This is a genomic window from Paenibacillus sp. FSL R5-192 (genome assembly GCF_000517845.1).
Lineage (GTDB): Bacteria > Bacillota > Bacilli > Paenibacillales > Paenibacillaceae > Paenibacillus > Paenibacillus amylolyticus.
Map to the genome: position 1 here is coordinate 291,355 of NZ_ASPR01000014.1, position 15,125 is coordinate 306,479.

At 45.5% G+C, this 15,125-nt stretch carries 15 protein-coding genes; 13 read left to right on the plus strand and 2 right to left on the minus strand.

Going from position 1 to position 15,125, the window contains the following annotated elements; all coding sequences use genetic code 11:
* The first annotated feature begins 190 nt into the window (after positions 1-190).
* The 8 genes from C161_RS09710 (at position 191) to C161_RS09745 (ending at position 6,063) form a co-directional block, all read left to right on the plus strand.
* Positions 191-682 carry a phosphatidylglycerophosphatase A family protein gene (locus C161_RS09710; RefSeq protein ID WP_036609851.1) on the plus strand — a complete coding sequence of 164 codons (492 nt, stop codon included), beginning with the start codon at positions 191-193 and terminating at the stop codon, positions 680-682.
* Between the two features lie 284 nt (positions 683-966).
* Entirely contained in the window at positions 967-1,155 is a 189-nt protein-coding gene (locus tag C161_RS09715; protein WP_017689496.1) for a hypothetical protein, read from the plus strand.
* Between the two features lie 207 nt (positions 1,156-1,362).
* Positions 1,363-1,497, plus strand: coding sequence for a hypothetical protein (locus C161_RS33300; RefSeq protein WP_255319678.1), 135 nt, complete (start codon positions 1,363-1,365; stop codon positions 1,495-1,497).
* Between the two features lie 63 nt (positions 1,498-1,560).
* Positions 1,561-2,454 (plus strand): acetyl-CoA carboxylase, carboxyltransferase subunit beta, encoded by an 894-nt coding sequence (gene accD / locus C161_RS09725; protein WP_036609844.1) that lies wholly within the window; start codon positions 1,561-1,563, stop codon positions 2,452-2,454.
* Positions 2,455-3,486, plus strand: a complete 1,032-nt coding sequence (locus C161_RS09730; protein WP_036669951.1) for an acetyl-CoA carboxylase carboxyltransferase subunit alpha — start codon at positions 2,455-2,457, stop codon at positions 3,484-3,486.
* Positions 3,487-3,591: 105 nt separating this feature from the next.
* Positions 3,592-5,019, plus strand: a complete 1,428-nt coding sequence (gene pyk, locus C161_RS09735) for a pyruvate kinase (RefSeq protein WP_017689492.1) — start codon at positions 3,592-3,594, stop codon at positions 5,017-5,019.
* A 101-nt stretch (positions 5,020-5,120) separates the two neighbouring features.
* Positions 5,121-5,657: an acyl-CoA thioesterase gene (locus tag C161_RS09740; protein ID WP_051449677.1), complete on the plus strand. Its 537-nt coding sequence runs from the start codon at positions 5,121-5,123 to the stop codon at positions 5,655-5,657.
* Positions 5,658-5,664: 7 nt separating this feature from the next.
* Entirely contained in the window at positions 5,665-6,063 is a 399-nt protein-coding gene (locus C161_RS09745; RefSeq protein WP_036669966.1) for an FxsA family protein, read from the plus strand.
* Between the two features lie 102 nt (positions 6,064-6,165).
* Here the strand turns inward: C161_RS09745 and ytvI are convergent, their stop codons facing one another.
* Complete coding sequence (gene ytvI, locus C161_RS09750) at positions 6,166-7,284, minus strand: sporulation integral membrane protein YtvI (protein ID WP_036669968.1); 1,119 nt, start codon at positions 7,282-7,284, stop codon at positions 6,166-6,168.
* A gap of 531 nt (positions 7,285-7,815) precedes the next feature.
* Here ytvI and citZ point away from each other — a divergent pair.
* From citZ to C161_RS09770, 4 genes are all read left to right on the plus strand, one after another.
* Positions 7,816-8,928: a citrate synthase gene (citZ, locus tag C161_RS09755; protein ID WP_017689488.1), complete on the plus strand. Its 1,113-nt coding sequence runs from the start codon at positions 7,816-7,818 to the stop codon at positions 8,926-8,928.
* A 147-nt stretch (positions 8,929-9,075) separates the two neighbouring features.
* Positions 9,076-10,368: an NADP-dependent isocitrate dehydrogenase gene (icd, locus tag C161_RS09760; protein WP_036609828.1), complete on the plus strand. Its 1,293-nt coding sequence runs from the start codon at positions 9,076-9,078 to the stop codon at positions 10,366-10,368.
* Between the two features lie 15 nt (positions 10,369-10,383).
* Positions 10,384-11,325: a malate dehydrogenase gene (mdh, locus tag C161_RS09765; RefSeq protein WP_036609827.1), complete on the plus strand. Its 942-nt coding sequence runs from the start codon at positions 10,384-10,386 to the stop codon at positions 11,323-11,325.
* A gap of 135 nt (positions 11,326-11,460) precedes the next feature.
* Positions 11,461-11,886, plus strand: a complete 426-nt coding sequence (locus C161_RS09770; protein ID WP_017689485.1) for a hypothetical protein — start codon at positions 11,461-11,463, stop codon at positions 11,884-11,886.
* Positions 11,887-12,150: 264 nt separating this feature from the next.
* Here C161_RS09770 and C161_RS09775 read toward each other — a convergent pair whose 3' ends face one another.
* Positions 12,151-13,710, minus strand: a complete 1,560-nt coding sequence (locus tag C161_RS09775; RefSeq protein ID WP_036669970.1) for a histidine kinase N-terminal 7TM domain-containing diguanylate cyclase — start codon at positions 13,708-13,710, stop codon at positions 12,151-12,153.
* 389 nt (positions 13,711-14,099) lie between these two features.
* Between C161_RS09775 and C161_RS09780 the strand changes: the two genes are divergently transcribed.
* On the plus strand, positions 14,100-14,972 hold the full coding sequence (locus C161_RS09780; protein ID WP_036669971.1) for an SDR family oxidoreductase: 873 nt from the start codon (positions 14,100-14,102) through the stop codon (positions 14,970-14,972).
* Positions 14,973-15,125 lie beyond the last annotated feature (153 nt).

Genomic DNA, 15,125 nt, shown 5'->3' on the forward strand with positions numbered 1-15,125 from the left:
CAAACAAATTGCAGACTTGTCATAGGCCAGCTACAGACCAGAGCGGAATGTACAATCCTGCAACAGGTCCAGGGTGCGACTGGTCTTAACCATCCGCACATTTTATGAACATTTTAACAGGTTGCTGCATACACTTGAGAACACCGAAGGACCTCGTGGTCCTCGGGGGATTGATGCGGGAGGTCGAGATATGTCATATGAAATCGTAGAAGCCATGCTGGCCCGGCGGGGTGTACGGATTGATGCAATCGCAGCAATTGTATACCGTCTGCAAAAAGGGTACCACCCCGAACTGACCTTGGACGACTGTGTAACCAGCGTGAAATCCGTTCTGCAGAAACGAGAGGTGCAATATACGCTCTATACGGGTATTGCTCTCGACGAACTTGCGGAGAAAAAACTCTTGCCCCAACCGTTACAGGCTATTATGGAAGCGGATGAATCCCTGTATGGAGTGGACGAGACTCTGGCCCTCGGCATTACTCATGTGTATGGTATGATTGGTTTAACCAGCTTTGGTTACCTGGATAAAGAAAAAATAGGTGTAATTCATGATTTGAACGAACACACAACAGCCATTCATGTCTTTTTGGATGATCTGGTCGCAGGGGTGGCTGCTGCGGCTTCTGCCCGGATTGCACACAAAAATATTAAAGCCAAAAAATACCCCTCAGACCTTTAACCCCCTGTATTTCCATGCTTGTCTGTTATGGTCAATCTAATGGCTCATATGAAGGTCTTCAAGGGCGGCTGACGCTGCCCTGATAAGCTTGCGGCTACTTATGGAAGAGGTATGAACAAGAAGATTTCGTCAACCATATGAGTTATTCGTGGGGGACTAATGTCCCTCATGATCCCAAATTCTCCCCAAAGGTCCCGAACCCTTTCTTGCAGAAAAAAAGTGAGGTATGTTATCATTAGTCCAATATACGGGCTCTGAACATTAGCTTAGGGGGCGGACAAGGCATGTGGACGGTGATTTACATTGCACCGACAGCAAAGGTTGCGGACAAGATCAAGACCAAGCTTTCGGAAGAAGGTTTTCTGGTACAGACCCGTCCCATCAGTTTATCCAAGCAGCAATTTGAGATTCGCGTCCCTTCTGGGGAATTGGAAGAGGTCCAGGAAGTGCTGAATTCCATTCTGCATTCCTGATTTGTTCGACATCAACGTGCCTTGGCAGATGAAGAAGTACCATCGGTACATAAGGGACTAATCGCGTAAGCGGAGAGAGGAATCGACTTGCATGTATTGTATGCTGCTGTCCTTCCTTCTTTTTTTGTTAGGACAAGGACCGACCTGGTTGCTCCCGGAGACCCTACCAAGATAGATTCAAACATCGGCGCAACAATCTTTCGGTTTTTGCAGGTAACATCAATCGTGCTGACAGAAGCCGGTGATCCTTGCCCTGTACCGGCGGATTTTTTTGTTGTGAATGCTGGACAAGGCCCATGGCAGCGTGTGGGTCGTAAGCGGTTTACCGTAACACGCGGATGAAGCTGCCACAAGCAGCGCTTTGCAGGTTGCGGCCATCAAATCAACGGCTGGAGAGGTGTAGTTGTGTTCAAAGATATATTCCAGAAGAAACGGAAGTACGCTACCATACCTTCCGAGCGTGCACTTCCCGGCGAAGGCCAGGAAGTCCTAGAACGCCCAAAACGTGAAATACCTGAAGGGCTTATGAACAAGTGCAGCAAATGCGGCACGATTCAATATAGCAAGGAATTGGAGAAAAATCTGAAAGTATGTCCTGCCTGCGGTTATCATATGCGTCTTAACGCTATGGAGCGCATTGCTATGGTACTTGATGATCAAGGATTTGTTGAGTTTGATGCTGATATGATATCGGTTGATCCACTTGGCTTTCCTGGATATAGCAACAAATTGGAACAACAGCGTCTGAAATCGGGCCTGAAGGAAGCGGTAATTACAGGGGAAGGAACCATTGATGGCCTGCCTGTAGTTGTTGCTGTCATGAGCTTTGATTTCTTCACAGGCAGCATGGGTTCTGTTGTAGGGGAGAAAATTACCCGTGCCATTGAGCATGCCACAGAGAAACGCTTACCATTGATTATTTTCTCAACATCAGGTGGTGCCCGGATGCAAGAGAGTATTCTCAGCCTCATGCAAATGGCCAAAACAAGCGCAGCTTTATCCCGTTTAGATGAACAGGGCGGGTTGTACATTTCGGTCATTACGGACCCAACAACAGGTGGAGTCTCGGCAAGTTTTGCGAGCCTGGGCGATATTAACATTGCCGAACCTGGCGCTGTATTTGGTTTTGCCGGCAGAATCGTTATCGAACAGACGATCCGTCAGAAGTTACCTGATGATTTCCAAACGGCTGAATTTAATATGCAACACGGTCAGTTGGACATGGTTGTGCACCGGAAAGAGCTTCGGGCCACTCTTGGCAAGCTTTTGGATATGCATAGTGAAAAAGGAGGGGTCTAAATGGCGGGTGAGTTGCCATATGAAGCGCCTCTGGTTGAGATGCGCAAAAAGATTGATGAACTCGTACAGTTTGGACAGGAAAAAGGGATCGACTTCACGGACGAGATTGCCCGCCTGGAAGAACGTTACCATAGACTTGAAGAAGAGATCTACACTGGCATAACAGCAGCTCAGAAGATGCATCTGGCCCGTCATCAGCAGCGCCCAACGGCGCTGGACCTGATCCAGCTGATATTTACGGACTTCATTGAGCTGCACGGTGATCGCATGTTCGGAGACGATCTTGCGGTTGTTGGCGGACTTGCCAAGTTGAATGGAAAGACAGTAACGGTAATCGGACAACAGCGGGGGAAAGACACGAAGGATAATATCGCCCGCTTTTTCGGCAGCGCTCATCCAGAAGGTTTCCGAAAAGGACTTCGTCTGATGAAACAAGCGAACAAATTTGGCCGTCCTATTATTACGTTTATTGATACTAAAGGGGCGTATCCGGGTAATACTGCAGAAGAGAGAGGTCAATCGGAAGCGATTGCTCGCAACCTGATGGAAATGGCGAAGCTATCGGTTCCTGTTATTGTTGTGGTCATCGGCGAAGGTGGAAGCGGCGGTGCCCTCGCTATGGCTGTGGGTAATCGTGTGTTGATGCTGGAACATGCGATCTATTCTGCAATCTCTCCGAACGGCGCTGCTTCGATTCTCTGGAAGGATGCATCCAAGGCAGATCAGGCGGCTGAAGCAATGAAAATAACAGCCAAAGACCTGTTGGAGATGGAAGTCATTGAAGAGATTGTCCCTGAGCCACGCGGCGGTGCTCATCGGGATTATGAAGCATCTGCTGCTTTCATCAGTGAAGCTTTGGTCCGTCATCTCGACGATATGAAGGGTTGGAGCGGGGATCAACTGAAACAGGATCGTTATGAGAAATTCCGTAAAATTGGATCGGTCACGTTTGAACCTCAAGCATCCAATGAAGCCCCTCAAGAGCTTGTAAAAGTCGATGTTGCGAGTAATTTGTCGGGAAATGCTGAATAATGTGACGAATTTCCTATACAAATGAGCAAAAGTATAGTAAATTTAATAGTTGGAAAAAGAAAAATAGATAAAGAGTAATACCTTTAAAATCGGAGGAAACCCAAAATGCGTAAAACGAAAATTGTATGTACCATTGGTCCATCCAGTGAATCTCTGGAGAACACCAAAAAATTGATTATGGCCGGTATGAATGTGGCCCGTCTGAACTTCTCCCACGGTGATTTCGATGAGCACGGCGGACGGATCATTGCGATTCGCCAAGCATGCGAAGAGTTGAACAAAACAGTAGCGATCCTGCTGGACACCAAAGGACCGGAAATTCGGACAGGTAAACTCGAAGTTGAACCGATCGAATTGGTTCAAGACGAGTACATCACTTTGACAACAGAAGAAATTCTGGGAACCAAAGAACGTCTTTCCATTACGTATACAGATCTTCCGAATGATGTTGAACCGGGATCTACAATTCTGATCGACGACGGTCTGATCGGACTGACTGTGGTGGAAGTGCAAGGCACCGAGATCAAATGCCGTATCGTTAACGGCGGATCGATCAAAAGCAAAAAAGGTGTTAACGTTCCGGGCGTTGCCATTTCTCTACCGGGTATCACCGAAAAAGACGCTAACGATATCGTATTTGGTATCGAACAAGGTGTCGATTTCATCGCGGCTTCTTTTGTACGTAAAGCAAGTGACGTACTTGAGATTCGTGAATTGCTTGAAAAACACAATGCTGGACATATCCAAATCATCTCCAAAATCGAAAACCAACAAGGTGTCGATAACCTCGACGAAATCCTTGAAGTGTCTGACGGCCTGATGGTTGCTCGTGGAGACCTGGGTGTTGAGATTCCTGCGGAAGAAGTACCATTGGTACAAAAACGCATGATCCAAAAATGTAACGTTGCAGGTAAACCGGTTATCACAGCTACACAAATGCTGGATTCCATGCAGCGTAACCCGCGTCCAACACGTGCGGAAGCAAGTGACGTGGCGAATGCGATCTTCGACGGTACGGATGCAATCATGTTGTCCGGTGAGACAGCTGCGGGTAAATACCCAGTTGAATCTGTTCTGACCATGTCCCGTATTGCTGAAAAAGCAGAATCTGCTCTGCCATACCAAGAGTTGTACCTGAAACAACGTGTTGCTCAACAAACAACAGTTACAGAAGCAATCAGCCAATCGGTTGCTCTCCAAGCTCAAGATTTGAACGCAAAAGCGATCATTACTTCGACTGAATCAGGACATACTGCACGCATGATTTCCAAGTATCGTCCAGAATCTCCAATCATCGCTGTGACAACGGAAGACAGAACTTCCCGTCGTTTGGCTCTGGCTTGGGGTGTAACTCCTGTCAAAGGAAGACTGGTTGATTCCACGGATGCTTTGTTCGAAAATGCAATTGAAGGCGGCGTAAAATCCGGACTTGTTAAAGAAGGAGACCTGGTTGTGATCACAGCAGGTGTACCTTTGGGTCGTTCCGGTTCTACCAACCTGATTAAAGTAAGCCAAATTCCAAACAACGCTTAATAGCGTCTTGGATGGAGAAGCAACAGGAAAGAAGCAATGGGGCTTTATTGTCCCGTTGCTTTTTTTCCATCTTATTGACACTTTACAACGAGGTAACACGTATGAATGATAGAGCGAAGGAGGCCGATAACGTGCGTGAACAGAGCAATGGTAACTGGTATGCGGCACGTCTTCGTGTACGCTATCAAGAAAGTGACCAGATGGGCGTGGTCTACCACGCGAACTATTTGAATTGGTTTGAAATCGGTCGAACTGAGATGATTCGCCAAATGGGGTATACATATCGTAAAATGGAGGAACAGGGGTTACTGCTTCCCGTAACCGGACTGGATGTGAAGTATCACAAGCCTGCCCGATATGATGATGAGATTATCATTTTCACCCGTATTGCTGCATTTAGTGGTCTGCGACTGAATTATGAGTATGACGTAAGACGCATGTCTGAAGAACCTGATGAGCATATGGCGATTGGAGAACGGGTATGGTCAACTGATGAATCACTCCCCGGTGAACGGCTAGTTACAGCTTCTACCCAGCATGTATGGGTGAATGGGGACTGGAAGCCAGTTCGGCTGGATAAGGTAGCCTCTGAGTTATACAGCGCGCTTGAAAAGGTGTGGCTTTCGGGAAAGGGGTAATACGTCAATGCGAAAATGGATGTGGGCTTTACTCTTAATCATTCCGGTGATTGAATTATTTGGTTTTGTTCTGATGAGTGACTGGATCGGAGCCGGAAAGACATTGCTTCTCATGATTCTCACGTCCTTGATTGGTATAGCAATGTTGCAGTTTGAAGGGCGAAAGGTACTTGTGGACGCCAAATCCGAGATGGAGCGTGGCAAGGTACCTGGAAGAAAAATGGTCGATGGTCTTTTTATTTTTGTCGGTGGTTTCTTGCTTTTGATTCCAGGCTTTGTAACGGATCTGATCGGGTTTACACTGGTATTTCCATTAACACGTCCGGTGTACCGTCTGTTCTTCCTGGGGTGGCTGGAGAAAAAAATGAAAAGTGGCAAAATTACGTTTTATCGTCGTCCGAAATGAAACACCAGTTGTTTTGCATAATAGAAAAAGGCTCCGCTCAGCAGATGATTTCTGTTGAACGAAGCCTTTTTCTATTTTCCTGGGTGCTCATAAGATGATGCCTCATCGGACACGGCCGTTGATGATATACGTTCTGAGGTCGCGTAATACGTTAGCCCGATTGAACGCATCGAGAATCACGAGACTGACAGGGCCAATAATCAAGCCCAGAACACCGAACAACTTCAAACCCACAAACATGCCAACCAGCGTGGCGAGTGGGTCGAGCCCTACACTGCTTGCAAGTACCTTCGGTTCAATAATCTGACGGGCGATCAATAAGATCAGATAGATAATACTAATCCCAATGCCCAGATACAGATCCCCATTCATAAAGAGGTACGCTGCCCAAGGCACCATGATAAGGCCAACACCCAGATAAGGAAGCAGATCGACCAAACCAATCATCAGAGCGATGGTGAAGGCTGAATTGACTTGCAATATAAGCAGTCCAATCATGACGAATAGTGCTGTAATCGAGATCATGATCAATTGTGCTCTTGCGTATCCGAACAGTGCCTTCTTAAGGTCAGTCCATATGTCGGATATCGGCTTGCGGATGGAAGAGGGTACCCATCCCGATACGGTGATGTTGTGCCTGGTCCAACTTTTGCTAATGAAGAATGTAGACAACAGAACAACGATTAATACCGCACCCATGTTGGGCAGGGAAGTCAGCAGACCCAGAATCATGTTGAAAAACCCGGTGACCAGATCTGTGACGGCGGTACCCACCGTTTCAGTTGTTTTACTAATATTGCTGTTGATGGTTTCCTGGTAGTTGGGATTTTCCTTGTAAAATTCATTGATCTGCGCAGTCAAACTTTGAATGGTGTCATTCTGGGTCCAGCGCACAAACGTGTCCTTGATCTCATCAACATGAAGATCAAAGCTTGTCGTAAGTGAAATGACTTCTTTTACCATACGGGTAATCGCCGCAGACAGCACCACCGCAATGGCTCCAAAATAAAGGATCAATGAAAGAGTCACAGCCAGCCAGCGGGGGAATCGTGCTCGATGCTGAAGCAGTTTCACTAATGGATTCATGGCATAGGCGATAATCCAGGCAATCGCAAAAGGGTACAAAAGCGGGAACAGCAAGTATATGGCAACGGCGATCAGAACGGCCGCAATGATAACCCATAAGCCACGGAGCAGGCGTTTCATTATTATTCTATCCAAGCATCAACTCTCCTTAGTTCAATTAAGCCGACCTATGTATGATCCAGGAAGCAGTATTAGAAATAGATGGCTATCTTAATTAATATAGAGCATTTACAAGGTTTTGAAACGCCGGGATGATACCAGATCTTGTTCAAAAGCGAATTTTTGAACAAGATATACGGGGATTCTTTCTTTTGCCTAGAGTATGCCTTAGTATTACAGAATATAGCAATAGAAAGTTCTTCATACGACAGGATTGGTTAAAAAACATTAAATGTCAACCTTGTTTTTGTAAAGGCTTTCAAAAATGCTTTATCAGTCCGATAAAGAAGTTTGATGTGCGAATGAACTCTCATCATGTTCACATAAACGACAAAATCCAGTATGATGTTATAAGTAAATACCGATTGACAGATAGGAAAACCGTATTTTGAAATATTTGTTAATTTTAAAATGAAAATGTTTACAAAAAGAGAATAGGTGCATTTTGGCACTTATATGACACTCTGGAATGGTTCCTGATTTCGCTTATTAAAGGAGAGATGTAATATGACAGCTACCAAAGGTCTGGAAGGCATCGTTGCGACAACCTCTTCGATCAGTTCTATTGTAGACGGTGTGCTCACATACCGTGGTTACGATATCGACGATTTGGCTGAACATGCCAGCTTTGAAGAAGTTGCCTATTTGTTGTGGTTTGGTAAATTGCCAACAACGGATGAACTGAAATCCCTTCGTAAAAGCCTGAGCGATTACGCGCCGATTCCGAGCGAGTTGATTGCACAAATCCAATTGTATCCGAAAAACGTCAGTACCATGGCTGCACTTCGTTCCGCTGTCTCTGCACTTGCACTGTACGACGAGCAAGCAGATGAGATGACAACGGAAGCGAATGAGAACAAAGCGGTTAAGTTGCAAGCACAGTTGCCAACGATTGTGGCAGCCATCGCCCGTATCCGTCAGGGCAAAGAACCTGTGGCTCCAAAAGAAGGCGCTTCCATCGCAGAGAACTTTTTATATATGATGACTGGTGAAGAACCATCCGAGACCGCAGTGAAAGCATTGGATCAAGCTCTTGTCCTGCATGCGGATCACGAGTTAAACGCTTCGACATTTGCAGCCCGTGTAACGGTTGCTACGCTGTCGGATATCTATTCCGGTGTAACTTCCGCCATTGGCGCACTGAAGGGACCACTGCATGGCGGTGCTAATGAAGCCGTTATGAAAATGTTGAATGAGATCGGTACGCCAGATCGTCTTGAAGCGGCAATTCAGGAAAAACTGAATAATCGTGAAAAAATCATGGGCTTTGGACATCGGGTGTACAAAAACGGTGATCCACGCGCCAAACATCTACAGAAGATGTCCAAGGAACTTGGCGAGATGAACAATGATACGCGCTTGTATGATATGTCTGTGAAGATCGAGGAACTGGTAACAGGACAAAAAGGACTGAAGCCTAACGTAGACTTCTATTCTGCTTCTGTGTACACCCAACTGGAGATCGAACAGGAATTGTTCACTCCGATCTTTGCCATCAGCCGGGTGTCTGGATGGACAGCGCATATTTTGGAACAGCTTGCGGACAATCGCATCATTCGTCCACGTGCGGAGTACACTGGCCCTACAGAACAGAAATACGTTTCTATTGAACTTCGCTAATAGCCGCAAAAACAGTATAATAATATGGACGAGGTGAAGGGTTGGAAAGCAGAGGCTTTACTGGCTTAAGCTCTCAGGACCCTTCTCTCAACAAGACTAGTGGTATGATGAATACTGCATATACGAAACCTAGGAGGAATTTTAACTATGAAATTAGAAAAATTTGCTCACCCAACTGAAGGCGAAAAAATCCAAATTGATAACGGTACACTTCAAGTACCTAGTAATCCGATCATTCCATTTATCGAAGGTGACGGTACAGGCCGTGATATCTGGAAAGCTTCCAAACGTGTATTGGATGCAGCTGTTGAAAAAGCTTATGATGGCAACAAAAAAATCGCATGGTATGAAGTGTTTGCTGGACAAAAAGCATTCGATACATACGGTGAGTGGTTGCCAAATGATACACTGGAAGCCATTCGTGAGTATATCGTAGCGATCAAAGGACCATTGACTACGCCAATCGGTGGCGGTATTCGTTCCCTGAACGTAGCCCTGCGTCAAGAGCTTGACCTGTACACATGCTTGCGTCCTGTTCGTTATTTCGACGGTGTACCTTCTCCGGTTAAACGTCCTGAGTTGGTAGACATGGTCATTTTCCGTGAGAATACGGAAGATATCTATGCAGGAATCGAGTATGCTGAAGGTTCTGAAGAAGTGAAAAAAGTGATCCAGTTCCTGCAACAGGAGATGGGTGCTAACAAAATCCGTTTCCCTGAGACTTCCGGTATTGGTATCAAACCAGTTTCTTCCGAAGGTTCGAAACGTCTGGTACGTGCAGCAGTGCAGTATGCAATTGACCATAACCGTAAGACGGTTACACTGGTACACAAAGGTAATATCATGAAATTCACAGAAGGTGCCTTCAAAAACTGGGGATATGAAGTGGCTGAAGAAGAGTTCGCTGACAAGGTATTCACATGGGCACAATACGACATCATCAAAGAAAACGAAGGTACAGATGCAGCGAATGCAGCACAAAAAGCCGCTGAAGATGCTGGTAAAATCATCGTAAAAGATGCGATTGCCGATATCGCTCTGCAACAAGTATTGACTCGTCCAGGCGAATTTGATGTTATCGCAACATTGAACCTGAACGGTGACTATCTGTCCGATGCACTTGCAGCGCAAGTTGGCGGAATTGGTATCGCTCCTGGAGCGAACATCAACTACGTAACAGGACATGCTATCTTCGAAGCAACTCACGGTACTGCACCTAAATACGCGGACAAAGATGTCGTGAACCCTGGTTCCGTTATTCTGTCCGGAGTAATGTTGCTTGAGCACTTGGGATGGCAAGAAGCAGCTAACCTGATCTACAAAGGTATGGAAACATCCATTAACAATAAAACAGTAACGTATGACTTTGCACGTCTGATGGACGGCGCTACTGAAGTGAAATGTTCTGAATTCGCGGATCAAATCATTAAAAACCTGTAAGGGGAGATGTGAATCTTGACTATTCAGCGCAAAAAAATCACAGTAGTCGGCGCCGGTTTTACCGGTGCTACGACCGCATTAATGCTTGCCCAAAAAGAACTCGGGGATGTTGTGCTGGTTGATATTCCTCAACTGGAGAACCCGACGAAGGGGAAAGCACTCGATATGATGGAAGCAAGTCCTGTTCAAGGATTTGACAGTCATATCGTCGGTACTTCCAACTACGAAGATACTGCAGGTTCTGAGATTGTAATCATCACCGCTGGCATCGCCCGTAAACCGGGTATGAGCCGCGACGATCTGGTCAATACGAATGCGGGTATCGTGAAGTCCGTTTGTGAAAATGTGAAAAAATATTGCCCTGATTCCATCGTCATTATTCTAAGCAACCCGGTGGATGCGATGACTTATGCAGCTTATCAGACCCTTGGTTTTCCTAAAAACCGTGTTATCGGTCAGTCAGGTGTTCTGGATACAGCACGTTATTGTACCTTCATTGCGCAAGAGTTGAACGTATCTGTTGAAGATGTTCGTGGATTCGTTCTTGGCGGCCACGGAGACGACATGGTGCCACTCGTTCGTTATTCGAGTGTAGGTGGTATTCCGATCGATACGTTGATTCCGGCAGACCGCATTGAGTCCATTGTTCAACGCACACGTGTTGGCGGAGGCGAGATTGTGAATTTGCTGGGTAACGGCAGTGCCTATTATGCACCAGCAGCTTCGCTTGTTCAGATGACCGAAGCGATTTTGAAGGACAAGAAACGTATCATTCCAGTGATCGCTTATCTTGAAGGTGAATATGGCTATAATGATCTGTTCCTCGGTGTACCAACCATTTTGGGTGGTAATGGCATTGAGAAAATATTCGAACTTGACCTGACAGCGGAAGAAAAAGCAGGATTGGACAAATCTGCTGATTCGGTTCGCAACGTCATTTCGGTAGTAAACCTGTAAGTTTGAAAACTTTTTGAACAGAAGCTAAAAGAAAACCTCCGGTAAACCCGGAGGTTTTCTTTTCTTTGGATAAGTTCCCCAGTATAATGGGATGTGATGTATAGCACACCGAAAATGTTGAGGAGGATGAAAATTTTGACAATGATTATGTATTTGCTCCATATTGTTGGAGCACTGGCGATGGGATTCTATTTGATTCTGCCATTTGTGGTCGGTAAAATCCGTACTTTGAATGCCGCAGCACAAGAGGGAGCCTTTGCATCACTTCGTTCTTTGAACAAAGTCGCGCAGTATGGACTTGTAATCCAACTTCTTACTGGTGGTTACCTGATGACCAAAGGTGAGTATTCTCATGTCTGGATGGCTGTCGTTGTTGTTCTGCTCTTGGCTATTGCGGCTATTGGAGGAATCATGGGTAAACCGCTGCGACTCGCTGCAGAAGGTGTGAAAAACAAACGTGATGTGGGTCCTGAGCAAAGCAAGATCCGTATGTTCAGTACACTTCTGGCTGTATTCTTGCTAATCATGGTGTACCTGATGGTGAATAATCAGGTGATCTAAGTGCGTTGCGGACGGTTAATCCACCTTATGAAGATGTATTGTTAGTCGTTGGTTAAGCGTTTGCAGACGTACTTAGGACAAGCCGGATGAGATGTAAGATGGTGTTTCGTTGGAACAAACAAAAAATAGACAGCCTCATTGGCTGTCTATTTTTTGTTATTATCAAGAAAAATCAGTAGTCCTCGATTTATTTGAACTGAAACTAGAGGGAATCACTACCATACATAACAGCATGCATATTCCATCAGACGCGATCTACATTGGTTAAGTTGTACTCACAGTATACGCCCGCACTGCATTTCGACCATTGCGCTTGGATTCGTACAAGGCAGTATCAGCATCGCGTAACAAGGACTCCAGTGAATCTGACCCTCCATTGTACTGGGCAATACCAAAGCTTGAGGTCAGCGTAATAGGCACTCCCTTAACATCCAGGGGGTCATTCAATAAGGCAACTCTCAGTTGTTCGGCAAGTTTCTCGGCTTCTTGAAGCGAGGTATTCGGAAGAGCGATGACAAACTCTTCGCCTCCATATCGGGCAAATAACATCTCAGGGCTTAAATATCGATTACAAACAGAAACCACATGAATGATGGCCTGATCGCCAACATCATGCCCGTACGTATCGTTGATGCGTTTAAAGTAATCAATATCAAATAAAATAAATGAAACAGGTTGCGGGTTAAACTGAGCTTCACTTAAAATCTCCCGTCCTCTATGCAAAAATTGAGTGCGATTATAGATTTTGGTCAGACCATCGAAATAAGCCAGTTGTTTCAGCTGTTCTTGCAAGAAGCGTTGTTCCGTTATATCGATTAACATAATTAGACTGCCCACAGTCTGTGCATCCTTGTTATACACGTAAGATGTCCTGACCTGATAACAGACGGTCTCTCCATTTAACTGCCAGTACAGATCGGTTTGCAATCCTTCTCTTCCGTATTCAACGGGAAACGTCTTTCCAGCAAGATTAAGCCAGATATCATCCAAGGGTTGGCCAATCATGGTTGTATTAAGCTCTGGCAACATGTCACGCAGAGATCTGTTGTAATCGACCAGTCGATTGAAACTATCCAGTACAATAACACCTTCACGCATACTCTCGAAAATACTGTCTTTGGCGATGGGTACGATGGTCAGTAGACGTGAGGATAGAATCGCCCAGATATACATGGCAGATGTGATACACATGAGTACGGGTACGGGGTCCATCCCGCCGGGGGTCAAACCAAGCAAATACAGAAAAGCTGCGACCATGGGAATAATCTGTGAAGTAATGAGAGTAAGTAATTGACGACGGTACATCTTCTTGGTGTGTCTCCATTGTCCAATCAGAATGAGGCAGGCACATAACAGACAGGAGAAGGTGAATGCACCGTGTACAACATACCATTGACCCACTGCGATATCCATCAGAGGAACGGGACTATTTTCTCTTAGCCATACTTTTTTATAAAACAGATGATGAAAGTCATTGGTTGCAACCATACCTAGTGTAATGGAAGGGATTACAAACAGCGCGGCAGTTACCTTTTTGGATAACGTTTTTCCAGTGTACTTTATCATCAACATGAGGCCAAGAGATGCGGAGAAGGGCATGCCTATATACTCCACGGTGGTCCAAAACATCATCTGCTCCAGCGTGTTGCTGGCCAGCTCAATCGCATAACCAAAAGTATATATGGAGAGTGCTGCTGTGTAGAGAATGAATATTTTGGAACTGGGGATCTCGGATCTTCTGAAATAGGTATATAAACACAAAAAGACATTCAGCACGGCTGAAGTAGCGACGAGTGTTATATATGAATTAATATGCGATTCCATTGTCAGGTCTCCATGTTAGGTTAGAATGATTAAACCAATAAAGATGAGAGTTAAAGCACATCAGTATACTGTACATTGTACATCAGCCCAAGCAGCATAGGAATACACTTTGTATCATGAAACAGTCTAATTTCGAATAAATTTCGAATTTTGGCCAAACAGGCTTTGAAGCAAATTGGTTGTTTGATATCTAAAGAGGGTGGTAAATAACGATTAGAGACAGCACGCTGAGGCTTAAGTTGCTGTTCATCGCAGAAGAATAATCTGAACTGTTCATGCCATCCTACAGAATGAGACTTTTTCAGAGAACGAAAGACAAGGAAGTATACAGTTAGGGTCCATGTCTTCTGTAATCCAAACATGTTCACATTTTGAGAGGAGAATGTTAGATGTCAACCAACACACAACAAAATCAAAAAACAATGCCAGCACAGCATCAGGATCAACGCCCCGGTATTGAATCGGAGATGCATCCCAGACCGGAATTTGAGAAGCCTGAATACAAGGCAGCAGGTAAACTGACAGGTAAGGTGGCCCTTATTACAGGGGGGGACAGCGGAATTGGACGTGCTGTTGCTGTTACCTATGCCAAGGAAGGCGCGGATGTCGCCATTGTATACCTGAGCGAGCACGAAGATGCCAAGGAAACGAAACGTCAGGTCGAACAAGAAGGACGCAAGTGCATCTTGATTGCAGGTGACATTGGTGATGATGCCTTTGCGAAGAAGTCGGTTCAGCAGACAGTAGATGAACTGGGCAAACTGGACATTGTCGTGAATAACGCAGCAGAACAGCATCCACAGCAGAATCTGGAGGATATTACGCCAGAACAGTTGGAGCGTACATTCCGTACCAATATCTTTGGCATGTTCTATGTGACACAGGCAGCCCTGCCACATCTGAAGAAGGGCAGTACGATTATTAATACAACCTCCATCACAGCCTATCGTGGTAGCCCAACCCTGCTTGACTATTCATCTACCAAAGGAGCAATCACTTCGTTCACTCGTTCGTTATCGATGAATGTGATTGAGAAGGGAATTCGTGTCAATGCCGTTGCACCAGGGCCGATCTGGACACCGCTCATTCCATCCACATTTGATGAGAAAAAAGTAAGTGAGTTCGGCGCAACGCAGCCAATGAAGCGGCCAGGACAACCGGATGAACTGGCTCCAGCCTATGTATATCTAGCTTCAGATGATTCTTCGTATGTGAGCGGACAGGTGATACATGTGAATGGCGGCGAAGTGGTGAACGGATAATACGTAATGAACGTTTAGACTCAGGATAGGATTGATTATATAGAGAGGCGTATCGCTTTCAGCATGGCTGAGCGGTGCGTCTTTTTTATATCAGGTGAATATGTATGTCAAAGATGCGGTTAGCACCTGTTTACAAAAGTCGGCATCTCTGTT

Bases quoted from the DNA above. Each gene is read 5' to 3' on its own strand.
- C161_RS09710 (WP_036609851.1), top strand. From the start codon at position 191: ATGTCATATGAAATCGTAGAAGCCATGCTGGCCCGGCGGGGTGTACGG.
- C161_RS09715 (WP_017689496.1), top strand. From the start codon at position 967: ATGTGGACGGTGATTTACATTGCACCGACAGCAAAGGTTGCGGACAAG.
- C161_RS09730 (WP_036669951.1), top strand. From the start codon at position 2,455: ATGGCGGGTGAGTTGCCATATGAAGCGCCTCTGGTTGAGATGCGCAAA.
- pyk (WP_017689492.1), top strand. From the start codon at position 3,592: ATGCGTAAAACGAAAATTGTATGTACCATTGGTCCATCCAGTGAATCT.
- C161_RS09740 (WP_051449677.1), top strand. From the start codon at position 5,121: ATGAATGATAGAGCGAAGGAGGCCGATAACGTGCGTGAACAGAGCAAT.
- C161_RS09745 (WP_036669966.1), top strand. From the start codon at position 5,665: ATGCGAAAATGGATGTGGGCTTTACTCTTAATCATTCCGGTGATTGAA.
- citZ (WP_017689488.1), top strand. From the start codon at position 7,816: ATGACAGCTACCAAAGGTCTGGAAGGCATCGTTGCGACAACCTCTTCG.
- icd (WP_036609828.1), top strand. From the start codon at position 9,076: ATGAAATTAGAAAAATTTGCTCACCCAACTGAAGGCGAAAAAATCCAA.
- C161_RS09775 (WP_036669970.1), bottom strand. From the start codon at position 13,710: ATGGAATCGCATATTAATTCATATATAACACTCGTCGCTACTTCAGCC.
- C161_RS09780 (WP_036669971.1), top strand. From the start codon at position 14,100: ATGTCAACCAACACACAACAAAATCAAAAAACAATGCCAGCACAGCAT.